The 13,731-nt window shown below is 65.8% G+C and carries 10 protein-coding genes and 1 riboswitch; of the genes, 3 read left to right on the forward strand and 7 right to left on the reverse strand.

What is annotated here, in order from left to right:
• From cobO to clpB, 4 genes are all read right to left on the reverse strand, one after another.
• The gene (gene cobO / locus CA260_RS16595; protein ID WP_111984437.1) at positions 1–600 is read right to left on the reverse strand and encodes a cob(I)yrinic acid a,c-diamide adenosyltransferase; all 600 of its coding nucleotides are present in this window, start codon (positions 598–600) and stop codon (positions 1–3) included.
• A gap of 32 nt (positions 601–632) precedes the next feature.
• On the reverse strand, positions 633–1,214 hold the full coding sequence (locus CA260_RS16600; RefSeq protein WP_111984125.1) for a hypothetical protein: 582 nt from the start codon (positions 1,212–1,214) through the stop codon (positions 633–635).
• Positions 1,215–1,271: 57 nt separating this feature from the next.
• Entirely contained in the window at positions 1,272–3,140 is a 1,869-nt protein-coding gene (btuB, locus tag CA260_RS16605; protein WP_111984438.1) for a TonB-dependent vitamin B12 receptor, read from the reverse strand.
• 113 nt (positions 3,141–3,253) lie between these two features.
• A riboswitch (cobalamin riboswitch) is annotated at positions 3,254–3,491 on the reverse strand.
• Between the two features lie 977 nt (positions 3,492–4,468).
• Positions 4,469–7,051 carry an ATP-dependent chaperone ClpB gene (clpB, locus tag CA260_RS16610; RefSeq protein WP_111984126.1) on the reverse strand — a complete coding sequence of 861 codons (2,583 nt, stop codon included), beginning with the start codon at positions 7,049–7,051 and terminating at the stop codon, positions 4,469–4,471.
• Positions 7,052–7,308: 257 nt separating this feature from the next.
• Between clpB and otsB the strand changes: the two genes are divergently transcribed.
• The 3 genes from otsB to otsA are packed head-to-tail and all read left to right on the forward strand — an operon-like array spanning position 7,309 to position 11,235.
• Positions 7,309–8,052, forward strand: coding sequence for a trehalose-phosphatase (gene otsB, locus CA260_RS16615; protein WP_238149792.1), 744 nt, complete (start codon positions 7,309–7,311; stop codon positions 8,050–8,052).
• Positions 8,024–9,844 carry a glycoside hydrolase family 15 protein gene (locus CA260_RS16620; RefSeq protein WP_111984128.1) on the forward strand — a complete coding sequence of 607 codons (1,821 nt, stop codon included), beginning with the start codon at positions 8,024–8,026 and terminating at the stop codon, positions 9,842–9,844. Before otsB ends, CA260_RS16620 begins: the two co-directional genes overlap by 29 nt.
• Entirely contained in the window at positions 9,844–11,235 is a 1,392-nt protein-coding gene (otsA, locus tag CA260_RS16625) for an alpha,alpha-trehalose-phosphate synthase (UDP-forming) (protein WP_111984129.1), read from the forward strand. Before CA260_RS16620 ends, otsA begins: the two co-directional genes overlap by 1 nt.
• Before the next feature lie 62 nt (positions 11,236–11,297).
• Here otsA and CA260_RS16630 read toward each other — a convergent pair whose 3' ends face one another.
• The 3 genes from CA260_RS16630 to rluD form a co-directional block, all read right to left on the reverse strand.
• Entirely contained in the window at positions 11,298–11,858 is a 561-nt protein-coding gene (locus CA260_RS16630) for a hypothetical protein (protein WP_111984130.1), read from the reverse strand.
• Positions 11,859–11,991: 133 nt separating this feature from the next.
• The gene (gene pgeF / locus CA260_RS16635) at positions 11,992–12,744 is read right to left on the reverse strand and encodes a peptidoglycan editing factor PgeF (protein WP_111984131.1); all 753 of its coding nucleotides are present in this window, start codon (positions 12,742–12,744) and stop codon (positions 11,992–11,994) included.
• A 4-nt stretch (positions 12,745–12,748) separates the two neighbouring features.
• Positions 12,749–13,726, reverse strand: a complete 978-nt coding sequence (gene rluD / locus CA260_RS16640; RefSeq protein WP_111984132.1) for a 23S rRNA pseudouridine(1911/1915/1917) synthase RluD — start codon at positions 13,724–13,726, stop codon at positions 12,749–12,751.
• Positions 13,727–13,731 lie beyond the last annotated feature (5 nt).

Below are 13,731 nucleotides of genomic sequence, written 5' to 3' on the forward strand. Positions count from 1 at the left end.
CTAAAGCTCGATGCCCTTCTGAGCCTTGATGCCCGCCTGGAACGCGTGCTTGACCACGCGCATCTCGGTCACCGTATCGGCCAGGTTCACCAGCATGTCGGGGGCACCGCGCCCGGTGATCACCACGTGTTGCTGCGGCGGACGCGCCTTGAGCGCCTCGCAGACCTGCGCGGTATCGATATAGCCCTTCACCAGCGCGATGTTGAGCTCATCCAGCAGCACGAAGTCGTAGCGCGCGTCAGCGAGCATGGCGGCAGCGACCTGCCAGGCCTTGCCGGCCGTGGCGATGTCGCGCGACTTGTCCTGCGTTTCCCAGGTGTAGCCCTCGCCCATCACGTGATAGTCGAGCTCGTCGGGGAAGCGCCGGAAGAACGCTTCCTCGCCGGTGGAGAAGCTGCCCTTGATGAACTGCACGACCCCGCACTGGAACCCATGCCCGAGCGAACGCGCGAGCATGCCGAAACCGGATGAGCTCTTGCCCTTGCCGTTGCCGGTGTTCACCACCAGCACGCCACGCTCGATGGTGGCGCGGGCGATCTTGCGATCGACCAGCGCCTTCTTGCGCTGCATGCGTTCGCGGTGACGCTCGTCGGCAGTCATGTCTTCCGTGGGTTGCAAAGCATCGTTCATGCTCAGGCTTCCTGGTGGCGCGTTGCGTGGGAGTCTGCCGCAAGGCGTGCGCATACCGCGTGCACGACCAGCGCCACGGCGATATAGCTCATGGTGGTGCGCACGAACAGCGGCCCCCACTGCCACAGGCGCGAGACGTACTGCGCGACATTCGGGTCCGGATAGCGACCGCCCAGCCAGTAGAACGAACCGTTCGATACCGCAAACGACGCCACCGCCGCAAGCAACGCGACGCCGAATGCGCCGGCGAGCGAACGGACCTGTCCGTTGAGCCGTGGCGCATACCAACGTCCCGCGTACCACAGCACGCCATAGGCCAGCGGCAGGAAGGCATACGCCGCAGTGACGCAGAAGTCGCCGACGCCCGCATAGGTGATCGACACCCAGTCGAGTGCGACGGTCAGCAGCAACATCGCCACGAAGGCCCCGTGTCGGCGCAGATAGACGCCACCCAGGAAGAACACCGCCATCGACGCATCCGGCAGATGCAACATGTCACCGAAGTGCTTGAAGCGCGTCGCCACCATCACGAGCGCAAGCAATCCCGCAAGTGCGGCGAAACGCGGACCGGTAGGCATCTTCATCTCTTCACTCCTCGTCTGGGGAAGGCGGGACCGGCCGAAGCCAGTCCCGCGCATGCATCACTGGGCCGGCTGGTAGCGCAGCGTCAGCATGGTGTTGCGACCGGGCTGGTTGTAGTACCAGGCGGTCTCGTAGTCCTTGCCGAACGCGTTGTTGAGCGCGAGCTGCAACGTGAAGTCGCGCGAAATGGCATAGGCGACGCGGAAGTTCGCGATCGCGTAGCCGCCGAGCGGATGCCGGTTGGCCAGGTCGTCATAGCGACGGCCCGAGGCGAACCAGGTGCCGCCCACACTGAAGTCCCCGAAGCTGCGATCCACATCCACGTTCGCCGTCTGGCGTGCACGACGCGGCAGCAGGTTGCCTTCGTAGTTGACCGATTCGTCACGCGGATCCAGCCAGGTGCCCGTGCCCGTCACCTGCCAGCCGGCGACCTGCCCACTGACCACGCCTTCCGCACCGCGAATGCGTGCCTTGTCCACGTTGCCCGGCGCCTGCGTCGCGGCATCGTAGGTGATGAGGTCGGTGACGTTGTTGCGGAATGCGTTCAACGACCAGTAGCCCCAGCCGTAGCTGCCGCGCAGGCCCACTTCGACGTTTTTCGAACGCTCGGGCTTCAGGTCCGGATTGCCGTAATAGGGGTAGTAGAGATCGTTGAAGGTCGGCGCCTTGAACGCGGTGCCGTAGCTCGCCGTCAGGCGCAGCGTCCGGGTGAAGTCCCAACCCCACAAAAGGCTGCCCGTGTTCCTGCTGCCGAACTGGCTGTTGTCGTCATGGCGCACGCTGGCCTGGATCGACTGGCTACCGAAGGTCTGCTGCCACTGTGCGAACACGCCGCGGGTGGTGCGGCTGTCTACCGGAGACTGCGTGAACGGATTGATGTAGCCGGCCGTGCTGTCCACCTGGTCGCGCTGCCAATCAAAGCCCGTCGACAGCAGCCCGCCCCAGAAACCTACGTCCGCCTGCAGCGATCCGACGTCGCGATGCGTGTCGAAGCGGTCGACGTAGACGCCCTGGTAGAAGTCCTTGCTGAAGTCGCCACTGGTGCCAAGGCTGAGCGTCAGGGCCACGTTCTTGGCGGGACGATAATGCACGCGGCCGCCCAGCACCTGCATGGCGCTCTGGTCGGAGTCGGTATACGTGCCGTCGTAGTCGTTGTGGCCTTCGCTGCGGAACATGCGCAGGTCGGCATCCCACTGCTCGTCGAACCTGTAGCCGCCCTGCACGGTCAACGCATGGTTGCGGTAGCCGTCCTTGTCAGGCTGGTCGGCATAGCAGGCCGCGAACACTTCGGCGGCGCCGACGCGGCACGAATTGATGCCATGCGTCTGCTCATGCGAAGCCTCGATCGAATACCAGCCGTTGCCGCTCTTGCCGGCGAAACCCGCCGAACCAGCCAGGTGGCTGTAGCTGCCCACGCCCAGGCTGAAGGACGGCACGAAGGCGCCTTCGGGGCGGCGGGTGAAGATCTGGATCACGCCGCCGATCGCCTCCGAACCGTACAGGCTGGAGAACGGGCCGCGCACGATCTCGATGCGCTCGATCTGCTCGACCGGAATATCCTGCAGTGCTGCCGTACCCAGCGTGGCGGAGCCGATCTTGATACCGTCGATCATCACCAGCACATGGTCCGCCTCGGTGCCACGCATGAATATGCTGGTTGCCTTGCCCAGGCCGCCGTTGTTGGTGATTGACACGCCTGGCGTGCCCCGCAGCAGGTCCGCCACCGAGGACGGCTGCAGGCGCTCGATATCGGCGCGATCGATCACCGTCACCGCGGAAAGCGTCTGCTCCTGCGTCTGCGACGTGCGCGTGGCGGTCACCACGATACCGTTGAGATCGGTCGCGTCGTCGGCAAATGCCGGACCAAGAACAGAAAGAAGCGCCGTCGCCAGAATGGAACGACGGACCAATGAAAGATGGATGGCCAAAGCAATGCTCCTCAATCGCGCCTGCCCGCGCGAAGCACAAGGGATGAAAGGCAGGCGGAGGAGTGCGTGGCGGCCGTGCGGCTGCACGGCATCCATGACATGGCCCACCGCCTGTCTGGTCGTACCTCGAGGCCGGTCTCCGGGCTCGCGAACCTGGACGTCATGTCCTTGGGGAACGACGCCTTCCCATGCACATGGCACAGTGGCTTTCAGTCGTTCCTGCGATCACGGGGATCGCGGTTCGCCTACCGTTGCGGGGGCAGCTCCGGATTAGGCGCTCACGCGCCGCACCGGATTCCCGTTTCAACCACCGGCTTTACGCCGACGGTCACCTCAGGCGGGAGGGATGGTAGCAGAGGGATGGAGGGTGGGTGTGGTTTGGGCGAAATGGGATGGCCGGGCGAACTTGTGGTGTTGCTTGGGGGGATATCGGTGGTGTTTGGCTCGGTCTCTCTGGGGTTCGCCTATGGATGTTCGCCCGACACATCTCCTCTCCTTTGTAGGAGCGCACCCTGTGCGCGACAGCCGTTCGCGGTGGGCTGTATTTCTTCGGCTTTGCTAGTGCGCGACGTCCGGTTGCCATGCTTTCGCTAGATTGCCGCTTACGACGCAAAGCTAGTCCCTGAGGGACGCAGCGGGCGTTTCGATCTCCTGCCGGCGACGCACAGCTAGTCCCGTGGGAAGCTCGAGTCACTTTTCTTTTGCTGGCCCACGCACGCGTTCTTTGCGTGCGAACGGCGAAGCCAGCCCGCACGCGGGGAGGCGCCATGGATGGCGCCGGCTTTGAGGGGCGAGGAAGGGCGGAGGGCGCCAGCCCGAAGTCAAAGTCCCACGGGATTAGCTTCGCGTCAAAAGTAACCCAAAGAAAATGGCCTTCAGAGCCAAGGGCTCATAGCAGTACGTGGGATAGAAGCGTCGGATGACTGAGGCCAGTCGGGATAGGTTCGTTACTACCTCGAACGGAACGGCTACACCGCAACGCGCCATAGCGAAGAGGACTTAAAGCAGCTTCGTTGCGTCGTGAGGGAATCTTGGGCGCCACCACGCTTTTTCTCCCTCTCCCTCCGGGGAGAGGGCTGGGGTGAGGGGCGGGTGCTCGCGAGGGCGCTACCTACTCATGTAGGAGCGCACCCAGTGCGCGACCGCAGCGTGACGGTATACCTCATCTCGACATCCACAGACCGGGGCAACCCTGCCAATCCGCGGTCGCGCACTGGGTGCGCTCCTACAAAAAAAGAACGGCAGCGGTGTCGCGACATTACGCAGATAAAAAAAGCCCGCGCTGCAACCCAGCGCGGGCGTTTCACGACTCCATCAGCAATCAGGCGTCACTGCTTGCTGAAAACCAGATGGCCCTGCTCGGCACCCACCACCACGGTGCTGCCTGCCTCGAAGCGTCCCTCGAGAATTTCCTTCGCCAGTGGATTTTCCAGCTGCTGCTGGATCGCACGCTTCAGAGGACGCGCGCCATACACCGGATCGAAACCCACGTTGCCGAGCAGATCCAGCGCCTTGTCGCCGATGTCGAGCTTGAGCTGGCGTTCGGCCAGGCGCTTCTCCAGATACGCCAGCTGGATCTTCGCGATCGCGCGGATCTGCTTCTTCTCCAGCGGACGGAACACCACCAGCTCGTCGAGGCGGTTGATGAATTCCGGGCGGAAATGCGCCTGCACCACGCCCAGTACCGCCGCCTTCATCTGCACATAGTCCGCTTCGCTGTCTCCCGAATGCTCCTGGATCATCTGCGAGCCCAGGTTCGAGGTCATCACGATGACGGTGTTGCGGAAGTCCACCGTGCGGCCCTGGCCGTCGGTCAGGCGGCCATCGTCCAGCACCTGCAGCAGCACGTTGAACACGTCCGGGTGCGCCTTCTCGATCTCGTCGAGCAGGATCACGCTGTACGGGCGGCGACGCACGGCCTCGGTCAGATAGCCGCCTTCTTCGTAGCCGACGTAACCCGGGGGGGCGCCGATCAGTCGGCTCACGGAGTGCTTCTCCATGAACTCGCTCATGTCGATGCGCACCATCGCGTCCTCCGTATCGAACAGGAATTCGGCCAGCGCCTTGCACAGCTCGGTCTTGCCCACGCCGGTCGGGCCGAGGAACAGGAACGATCCGTACGGGCGGTTGGGATCGGACAGGCCCGCACGCGCGCGGCGGATCGCATCCGACACCGCACGCACGGCTTCATCCTGGCCCACCACGCGCTTGTGCAGCGCGGCTTCCATGTGCAGCAGCTTGTCGCGCTCGCCTTCCAGCATCTTGTTGACGGGGATACCCGTCCAGCGCGACACCACCTCGGCGATTTCCTCCTCGGTGACGCGATCCTGCACCAGCTTGAAGTCCTGCTTTTCGGCGGCCTGCGCGGCGGCGAGCTGCTTTTCCAGTTCCGGCAGCTTGCCGTACTGGATCTCGCTCATCTTGGCGTAGTCCTGGCGTCGCTGCGCGGCTTCCAGCTCCAGGCGCGCGGCCTCGATCTGCTCCTTTACCTTGGTTGCGCCCTGCAGCGCAGCCTTCTCGGACTTCCAGATTTCGTTGAGGTCGGAGAACTCACGCTCCAGCTTCTCGATGTCGGCATCGAGATCGGCCAGGCGCTTCCTGGATGCATCGTCGGTTTCCTTCTTCAGCATCTCGCGCTGGATCTTCAGCTGGATGAGGCGGCGTTCCAGCCGATCGAGCTCTTCCGGCTTGGAGTCGATTTCCATGCGGATGCGCGACGCGGCCTCATCCATCAGGTCGATGGCCTTGTCCGGCAGCTGGCGATCGGGAATGTAGCGATTGGACAGCGTGGCGGCAGCGACGATGGCCGGGTCGGTGATTTCCACACCGTGATGCACGGCGTAGCGTTCCTTGAGGCCACGCAGGATCGCGATGGTGTCCTCCACGCTGGGCTCGCCCACGTAGACCTTCTGGAAGCGGCGCTCCAGCGCGGCGTCCTTCTCGATGTACTTGCGGTATTCGTCGAGCGTGGTCGCGCCGATGCAGTGCAGCTCGCCGCGCGCCAGCGCCGGCTTCAGCATGTTGCCGGCATCCATCGCGCCTTCGGCCTTGCCGGCGCCGACCATCGTGTGCAGCTCGTCGATGAACAGGATGATCTGGCCCTCGTTCTTGGCGATGTCGTTGAGCACGGCCTTCAGGCGCTCCTCGAATTCGCCGCGGAACTTGGCGCCGGCGATCAGCGCGCCCATGTCCAGCGCGAGCACGCGGCGGTCGCGCAGGCCTTCGGGCACTTCGCCGTTGACGATGCGCTGCGCGAGCCCTTCGACGATCGCCGTCTTGCCGACGCCCGGCTCGCCGATCAGCACGGGGTTGTTCTTGGTGCGGCGCTGCAGCACCTGGATGGTGCGGCGGATTTCCTCGTCGCGGCCGATCACCGGATCGAGCTTGCCACTCTCGGCGCGCGCGGTGAGGTCGATGCAGTATTTCTCCAGCGCCTGGCGCTGGTCCTCGGCGTTTTCGCTCTGCACCTTTTCGCCGCCGCGCAGCTTGTCGATGGCGGCTTCGACATGGGCCTTGGTGGCGCCGGCGGCCTTGAGCGCCGCGCCGAGCTCGCCCTTGTCTTCCAGCGCGGCCAGCACGAACAGCTCGCTGGCGATGAACTGGTCGCCACGCTGCTGTGCGAGCTTGTCGGTGAGGTTGAGCAGGCGCGTCAGCTCGTTGCCGACATGCACGTTGCCTTCCTGCCCGCTCACGCGTGGCAGGCGATCGAGTTGTTCGTTCACGCGCTGGCGCAACGCCGGCACGTTGACCTGCGCCTGCGTCAGCAGCGGCGCGGTCGAACCGCCCTGCTGTTCCAGCAGGGCGGCCATGACGTGCACCGGTTCCAGCATGTTGTTGTCGCGCCCGACGGCCAGCGATTGCGCGTCGGCCAGCGCCTGCTGGAAGCGCGAGGTCAGTTTGTCCATCCGCATGGGTTGTCCCCTCGTCAATAGGATTTGGCGGCCTGGCCGCCACTGCCATGTGAGATGCGGCTCATCGCGATGTGATTCAAGCGTTGACGCCGCCTGCAGGGCGCGGCGTTTTCAGCCGGCGTTGGCCGTCCATAGCTTGCCTTCACATTTGCCTTGGTAGGCTCGCCTTCGTGTCATCGCCCTCACCGCTCTCCGCCATGTCCGCCTTGCCGCCCCTTCCGGCTCCGCCTCTGCCAGGCGTCGACGACCGCTGGGCCATGTTTCTGGACGTGGACGGCACCCTTCTCGATTTCGCCAACCATCCCGACCAGGTCGTGGTCGATACGCGCCTGCGCGAGCTGATCGAAGACCTGCATGCCGCGCTCGATGGCGCACTCGCGCTGGTAAGCGGACGCAGCCTGGACGATCTGGACGACCTGTTTGGCCATCCGCCCTGGGCCATGGCCGGCCTGCATGGATTGGAATTGCGCGGTGCGGACGGCCGCTACCGCGGCGTGCATATCGGCCCGGCGCGCCGCATGCGGGTGCGTGACATCGCCAGCGCCATTGCCAGCAGCCTTCCCGGCGTGATGCTGGAGGACAAAGGCATGGCCGTGGCCCTGCATTGCCGGGCCGCGCCGTGGCAGTTCGACGCCTTGCGCGAAAGCGTGGAAGCGACGCTGCCCGCGCTCGCCGGCTACGAAATGCAGCCCGGCAACGAGGTCATCGAGCTGAAACCCGAAGGCATGGACAAGGGCAAGGCCGTAGCGACCCTGCTTACCGCCAGGCCGTTCCACGGACGACAGCCGGTCTACCTCGGCGACGACCTCACCGATGAACATGGATTTGCCACCACCAATCTCGAAAGCGGATTGAGCGTGCGCGTGGGTTATCGCGAGCCCAGCCTCGCCCGCTATGCCTTGCCGGAGCCTGCCGCCGCGCGGGCCTGGCTGTTCCGCGTATTGCACGCACTCAAGCATGGAGCCCTCTCGCATGCCCATTCCTCAGGAGGAATCGCCTGAATCGCCCGGCACCCAGTCCAGCCTGGCGCTGGGTGTCATCGGCAACGGCAGCGTTGCCGCGCTGATCGATGGAAAAGGCCGCATCGTCTGGTGCTGCCTGCCTCGCTTCGACGGAGACGCGAGCTTCTGCGCGCTGTTGTCGCCACGCTGTGAAGGCGGCGACTGGACGATCCAGCTCGAGGACTTCGAGCGCGCGGAACAGCACTACATGGTCAATACCGCGGTGCTGGTCACCCGCCTTTACGACCGGCAGGGCGCCGGTGTCGAGATCGTCGACTACATGCCGCGCTTTCGTTCCCGCGGCCGCTTCTACCATCCGGTCATGATCGCACGGCGCGTTCGCCCGATCGGCGGCGCGCCGCGCATCCGCGTGCTGCTGCGCCCCCTGTGCGATTACGGCGCCAACCGTCCACAGACCACCTCCGGCAGCAACCACATCCGCTTCCTGCTGAGTGGCGTGGTGCAGCGGCTCACCAGCGATGTCGCCTCGCCGATGATCGAACGCGGCCTGCCCTTCATCCTGGAAAAACCGGCACACTTCGTGTTCGGCCCCGATGAAACGCTGATGCACAGCGCGGCCGACTTCATCCATCACACCCTGGAACGCACGCTGGCCTACTGGCGCGAGTGGGTGCGCAACCTGTCGGTTCCGTACGAGTGGCAGGAAGCGGTGATCCGCGCGGCGATCACGCTCAAGCTTTGCCAGTACGAAGCCACCGGCGCGATCGTGGCCGCGCTCACCACGTCGATTCCCGAATCGGCGAATTCCCAGCGCAACTGGGATTACCGTTTCTGCTGGCTGCGCGATGCGGCCTTCACCGTGCGCGCGCTCAACCGCCTTGGCGCCACGCGCAGCATGGAGGAATACATCCGCTACGTGTTCAACCTGGTGGCGGCCGATGGGGAACGCGAGATCGGCCCGGTATTCGGCATCACCTTCGAGCACGAGCTCACCGAAACGCAGGTGGACAGCCTCGCCGGCTACCGCAACATGGGACCGGTGCGCGTGGGCAACGATGCGTGGCGGCAGCGACAGAACGATGTCTATGGCTCCGTGGTGCTCGCCTCCGCGCAGACGTTCTTCGATCGCCGACTGGAGCATCCCGGCGACGAGCTCACCTTTCGCCGCCTCGAACGCATGGGCCAGATGGCCCTGCGCATGGCCGAGGAGCCGGACGCGGGGCTGTGGGAGTTCCGCGGACGCACCGCGGTACACACCTATTCCGCCGCGATGTGCTGGGCGGCCTGCGACCGTCTCGCCCACATGGCCACCGAGCTTGGCCTGGACGATCCCGCACGCTATTGGCACAACGAAGCCGTGGCCCTGCACGAGCGCATCATGAAGCGTGCGTGGAACGAGAAGCTGGGCACGTTCGTCGACGCCTATGACGGCGAACACCTCGACGCGAGCCTGCTGCTGCTTGCCGACATCGGCTTCATCGAAGCGATGGATCAACGCTTCATCGCCACGGTGGACGCGATCGGCGAGGCGCTCGGCCGCGGCGACTACCTGTTCCGTTACATCGCGCCGGACGACTTCGGCGCCCCGGAAACCAGCTTCAACATCTGCACGTTCTGGTACATCGAGGCGCTCGCCGCGACCGGCCGGAAGGAACGTGCGCGCACGATGTTCGAGCACATGCTCACCCAGCGAAATCCGCTGGGCCTGCTGTCGGAAGACATCGCGCCCAGCAGCGGCGAGCACTGGGGCAATTTTCCGCAAACCTATTCGATGGTCGGCCTGATCCAGGCCGCCATGCGCCTGTCGAGGCGCTGGGAGGATGCACTGTGATGGTTGGGCGTAGTAGTGGTGGCCAGGGACGGTTGATCGTGGTTTCCAATCGCGTGGCATTGCCGGATCAGACGGCGACGGGCGGGCTGGCATCGGCCATGCGCGCGGCACTGCAGGAACGCGGGGGCTTGTGGTTCGGCTGGAGCGGCAAGGTGGCACGCCAGACCGGCGGCGAGGTGCACCGGATCAAGGACGGCATCGTGGAATACGCCACCATCGACCTGTCGCGCGCGGATCACGACGATTTCTACAACGGCTTCGCCAACCGCACCCTGTGGCCGCTGCTGCATTACCGACCCGACCTGGTCGATTACGACCGCAAGCATCTGGCCGGCTATCTGCGCGTCAACAACCTGTTCGCCGAAGAGCTGATGTCGTTGATCGGGCCGCACGACCTGGTGTGGATCAACGATTTCCACCTGATCCCCCTCGCCGCGATGCTGCGCGAACGCGGCATCCGCAATCGCATCGGTTTCTTCCTGCATACGCCGCTGCCGGCCGCCGGCCTGTTGATTGCCCTGCCGCGCCATCGCGAACTGCTGGAAACGCTGGCCAGCTACGACCTTGTCGGCCTGCATACGCCACGTGATCGGCGTGCGCTGGAGGAATATTTCCTGCACGAAGTGGGCGCGACGATGCGGCGCGACGGACGTCTGCAAACGCCGGGCGGGCGCATGTTCCGCGCCGAGGTGTTTCCCATCGGCATCGACACGCGGGAGGTCGCCGACAGCGCCAGCCACGCCAACGAGCATGAGGAGATCCATCAACTGCGGCATAGCCTCGAGGGCCGCGCGCTGATCATCGGCGTGGATCGCCTCGACTATTCCAAGGGGCTGCCCGAGCGGTTCCAGGCCTATGCACGCCTGCTCGAACGCTCACCGCAACTGCACCGCAAGGTCAGCTTCCTGCAGATCGCCCCGCCCTCGCGCGGCGGCGTGCCGGAATACCGCCAGATCCGCCGCGACCTCGAACGCAGCGCCGGCCACATCAACGGCATGTACGCCGCGCCCGACTGGGTGCCGATCCGCTACGTCAACAACTCATTCGCGCACGACCTGCTGAGCGGTTACTACCGCACGGCCCGGGTCGGCCTGGTCACGCCGCTGCGCGATGGCATGAACCTGGTGGCGAAGGAATACGTTGCCAGCCAGGATCCCAACGATCCCGGCGTGCTGGTGCTGTCCCGTTTCGCCGGCGCCGCGCAGGAACTGGGCAACGATGCGCTGCTGGTGAATCCGGCGGACACCGAGGAAGTGGCCGAAGCGCTGGGCATCGCCCTGACCATGCCGTTGCCCGAACGGCGAGCCCGCTGGCGTCGCATGATGGACGTGTTGGAGAAACAGGACGTCACCGCCTGGCGGAATGCGTTCCTGCAGCGACTGGCGCAGTAGCCGCGAGCAATGAAAAGCCCGCCTTCGAAGGCGGGCTTTTTCATGAAACCGGACGCTTGCGCTCAGGGCCCGTGCGTTGCGCGCGATGAGGCCGGTGCCGTCATGCTGGGCGTCGACGGTGCCGGGTTTGCTGCCGGGCTGGGCCGGTAGCCGCTGTCCCGCTGCATCGGCGGCTCTCGATGAGTGTCGCGTTGGAACGGCGTGTGGCCGTCCGGCCCGGCCAGCGCCCACATGCGACCTTCGATATCCACCCAATGCCAGTTGCCGGCGGGCACGGGCTGCGTGGAGACGGAGACGAAGCGCGCGTCGTAGTTGCCGTCGGAGCGCTTCGTTGCTTCAAGCTGCAAATTGAGGATGAACTGACTCGCCACCGCTCGGCCATGGGATTGGGCCGGTTTGGTGATCATCTCGCTGATGTTCTGCGAGAGCAGGCGGCTCATCTGCGGCGCGAGCGACATGGCAGGCGAGGCCGACGTGACCTTGCCGCTGGAATTGACCTGCACCAGCACGGGCAATACGCGTTGGGGGAACGGGGTCAACGAACCCGAGGACGTGGACGCCATCGCGGCGCCACCCATGACCGACAACGCACCGACGAGCATGACGACTTGACTGCGCTTCATGCGACTCTCCCTGATTGCGATGGACTGTGGCTTCCGGCACCGTCCTCCGACCCGCCCTCGCGATGCCGCCTCGCAATCTGCTCCCTTCGTCAGCCTCGCGTCAACTTTCTTCGCGCAGGCCGCATTCCGCCGATCAGGGCTGCAGCCAGATCAGGCTGGCGAAACGGCCGCTCTGGGCACCGTCCCGGCGATAGGAATAGAAGCGATCGTCGATGCGGGTGTCGAACCCGCCGCCATGGACGCTGCCGATGCCTGCGGCGAGCAGGCGGTGGCGGGCCAGCCCGGCCAGGTCGCACAGCCAATGCCCTGGGCGGGTGGCCGTGAAGAAGCGGGCGGCGCCGGGGTCCGTCGCCACGAAGGCATCGTGTACTTCCTCGCCCACCTCGTAACTGCCCGTGCCTATGCAGGGCCCGAGCCAGGCCATGGCCTGCTGCGGTGCCGAGGGTAGCGACAGGAGGGCGGCTTCCAGCACGCCGCCGGCCAGGCCACGCCATCCCGCATGAGCGGCAGCCACGCCGCTGCCATCAACCGAGCAGAACAGCACCGGCAGGCAATCGGCGGTCAGGATGGCCAGGGGTTCGCCAGCTTGGCGAGTGACCGAGGCGTCTGCCCTGGGTTCGTCGCCGACAGGCTTGGCGTCGACATCCGCCACGTCGGCGCCATGCACCTGCTGCAGCCAGTGGGGCGCCCGCGACAATCCCAGTGCCTGCTGCACGGCCAGGCGGTTGGCCTGGACAGTCTCGGGCGCATCTCCCGCGCGGGCGCCCAGGTTCAGCCGGCCGTAGGGGCCGGTGGATACGCCCGGCCCCTGCCGGGTGCTGACCGCGGCGCGCACGCGGGGCGGCGCCGGCCAATCGGGAATGATCCAGGCATCGGCCGCCGTCATCCGCTTACTGCCACTCGTCGAGGCCGGCCTGGGCCGTATCGGCGCGCAGGGCGTCAATCAGGGCCTGCTGGTCGGCCGGTCGCTCGGCGCTGAAGGACATCGGTTCGCCGGTGACCGGATGCTCGAAGGCTAGCCGCTCGGCATGCAGCGCCTGGCGCCGGAAGCCACGCAGGGTCGCGACCAGCTCCGGCGTGGCGCCCTTGGGCAGCCTCAGGCCGCCGCCATAGAGCGGATCGCCGACCAGCGGATGATTGATATGCGCCATGTGCACGCGGATCTGGTGCGTGCGGCCGGTCTCCAGGCTGCACTGGATCAGGCTGTGGGCCCGGAACCGTTCGCGCAGGCGGTAATGGGTGACGGCGCGCTTGCCGTCCTCCTCGTCGCGCACGGCCTGGCGCAGGCGGTCGCCCATGTGACGGCCGATCGGCGCATCCACCGTGCCGCCGGCCACCAGGGTGCCCAGCACGATGGCTTCGTACTGCCGCTCCACGTCGTGGCGGGACAACATATCCACCAGGCCCGTGTGGGCAGCCAGCGTCTTGGCCACCACCATCAGGCCCGAGGTGTCCTTGTCCAGCCGGTGCACGATGCCGCCGCGCGGCAGCTCGGCCAGCACGGGATCGTGGTGCAGCAAGGCGTTCAGCACCGTGCCGGCGCTATTGCCCGCGCCCGGATGAACCACCAGGCCGGCGGGCTTGTTCAGCACCAGCAGGTAGTCGTCCTCATGGACGATGTCCAAGGCGATGGCTTCGGGAGCCAGCTCCACCTCGGTTTCCAGCTCGGCCTCGAGCTGGACCTTCTCCCCGCCGCGCAACAACTGGCGTGGCGGCGCCTTGGCACCGTCCAACGTGACGGCACCGGCCTTGATCCACGCCGTGAGGCGGGACCGTGAATAGTCCGGGAACATCTCAGCCAAAGCCTGGTCGAACCTCCGACCTGCGGCCGACAGCGGCACCACGGCCTCGTGACGGATCGTCGTCATGGCCT

Source organism: Dyella jiangningensis (assembly GCF_003264855.1).
Lineage (GTDB): Bacteria > Pseudomonadota > Gammaproteobacteria > Xanthomonadales > Rhodanobacteraceae > Dyella > Dyella jiangningensis_C.

Excerpts from the sequence above, each read along its gene's own strand:
- CA260_RS16600 (WP_111984125.1), bottom strand. The coding sequence starts at position 1,214 with ATGAAGATGCCTACCGGTCCGCGTTTCGCCGCACTTGCGGGATTGCTT.
- otsA (WP_111984129.1), top strand. The coding sequence starts at position 9,844 with ATGGTTGGGCGTAGTAGTGGTGGCCAGGGACGGTTGATCGTGGTTTCC.
- otsB (WP_238149792.1), top strand. The coding sequence starts at position 7,309 with ATGTTTCTGGACGTGGACGGCACCCTTCTCGATTTCGCCAACCATCCC.
- rluD (WP_111984132.1), bottom strand. The coding sequence starts at position 13,726 with ATGACGACGATCCGTCACGAGGCCGTGGTGCCGCTGTCGGCCGCAGGT.
- CA260_RS16620 (WP_111984128.1), top strand. The coding sequence starts at position 8,024 with ATGCCCATTCCTCAGGAGGAATCGCCTGAATCGCCCGGCACCCAGTCC.
- cobO (WP_111984437.1), bottom strand. The coding sequence starts at position 600 with ATGACTGCCGACGAGCGTCACCGCGAACGCATGCAGCGCAAGAAGGCG.
- pgeF (WP_111984131.1), bottom strand. The coding sequence starts at position 12,744 with ATGACGGCGGCCGATGCCTGGATCATTCCCGATTGGCCGGCGCCGCCC.
- CA260_RS16630 (WP_111984130.1), bottom strand. The coding sequence starts at position 11,858 with ATGAAGCGCAGTCAAGTCGTCATGCTCGTCGGTGCGTTGTCGGTCATG.
- clpB (WP_111984126.1), bottom strand. The coding sequence starts at position 7,051 with ATGCGGATGGACAAACTGACCTCGCGCTTCCAGCAGGCGCTGGCCGAC.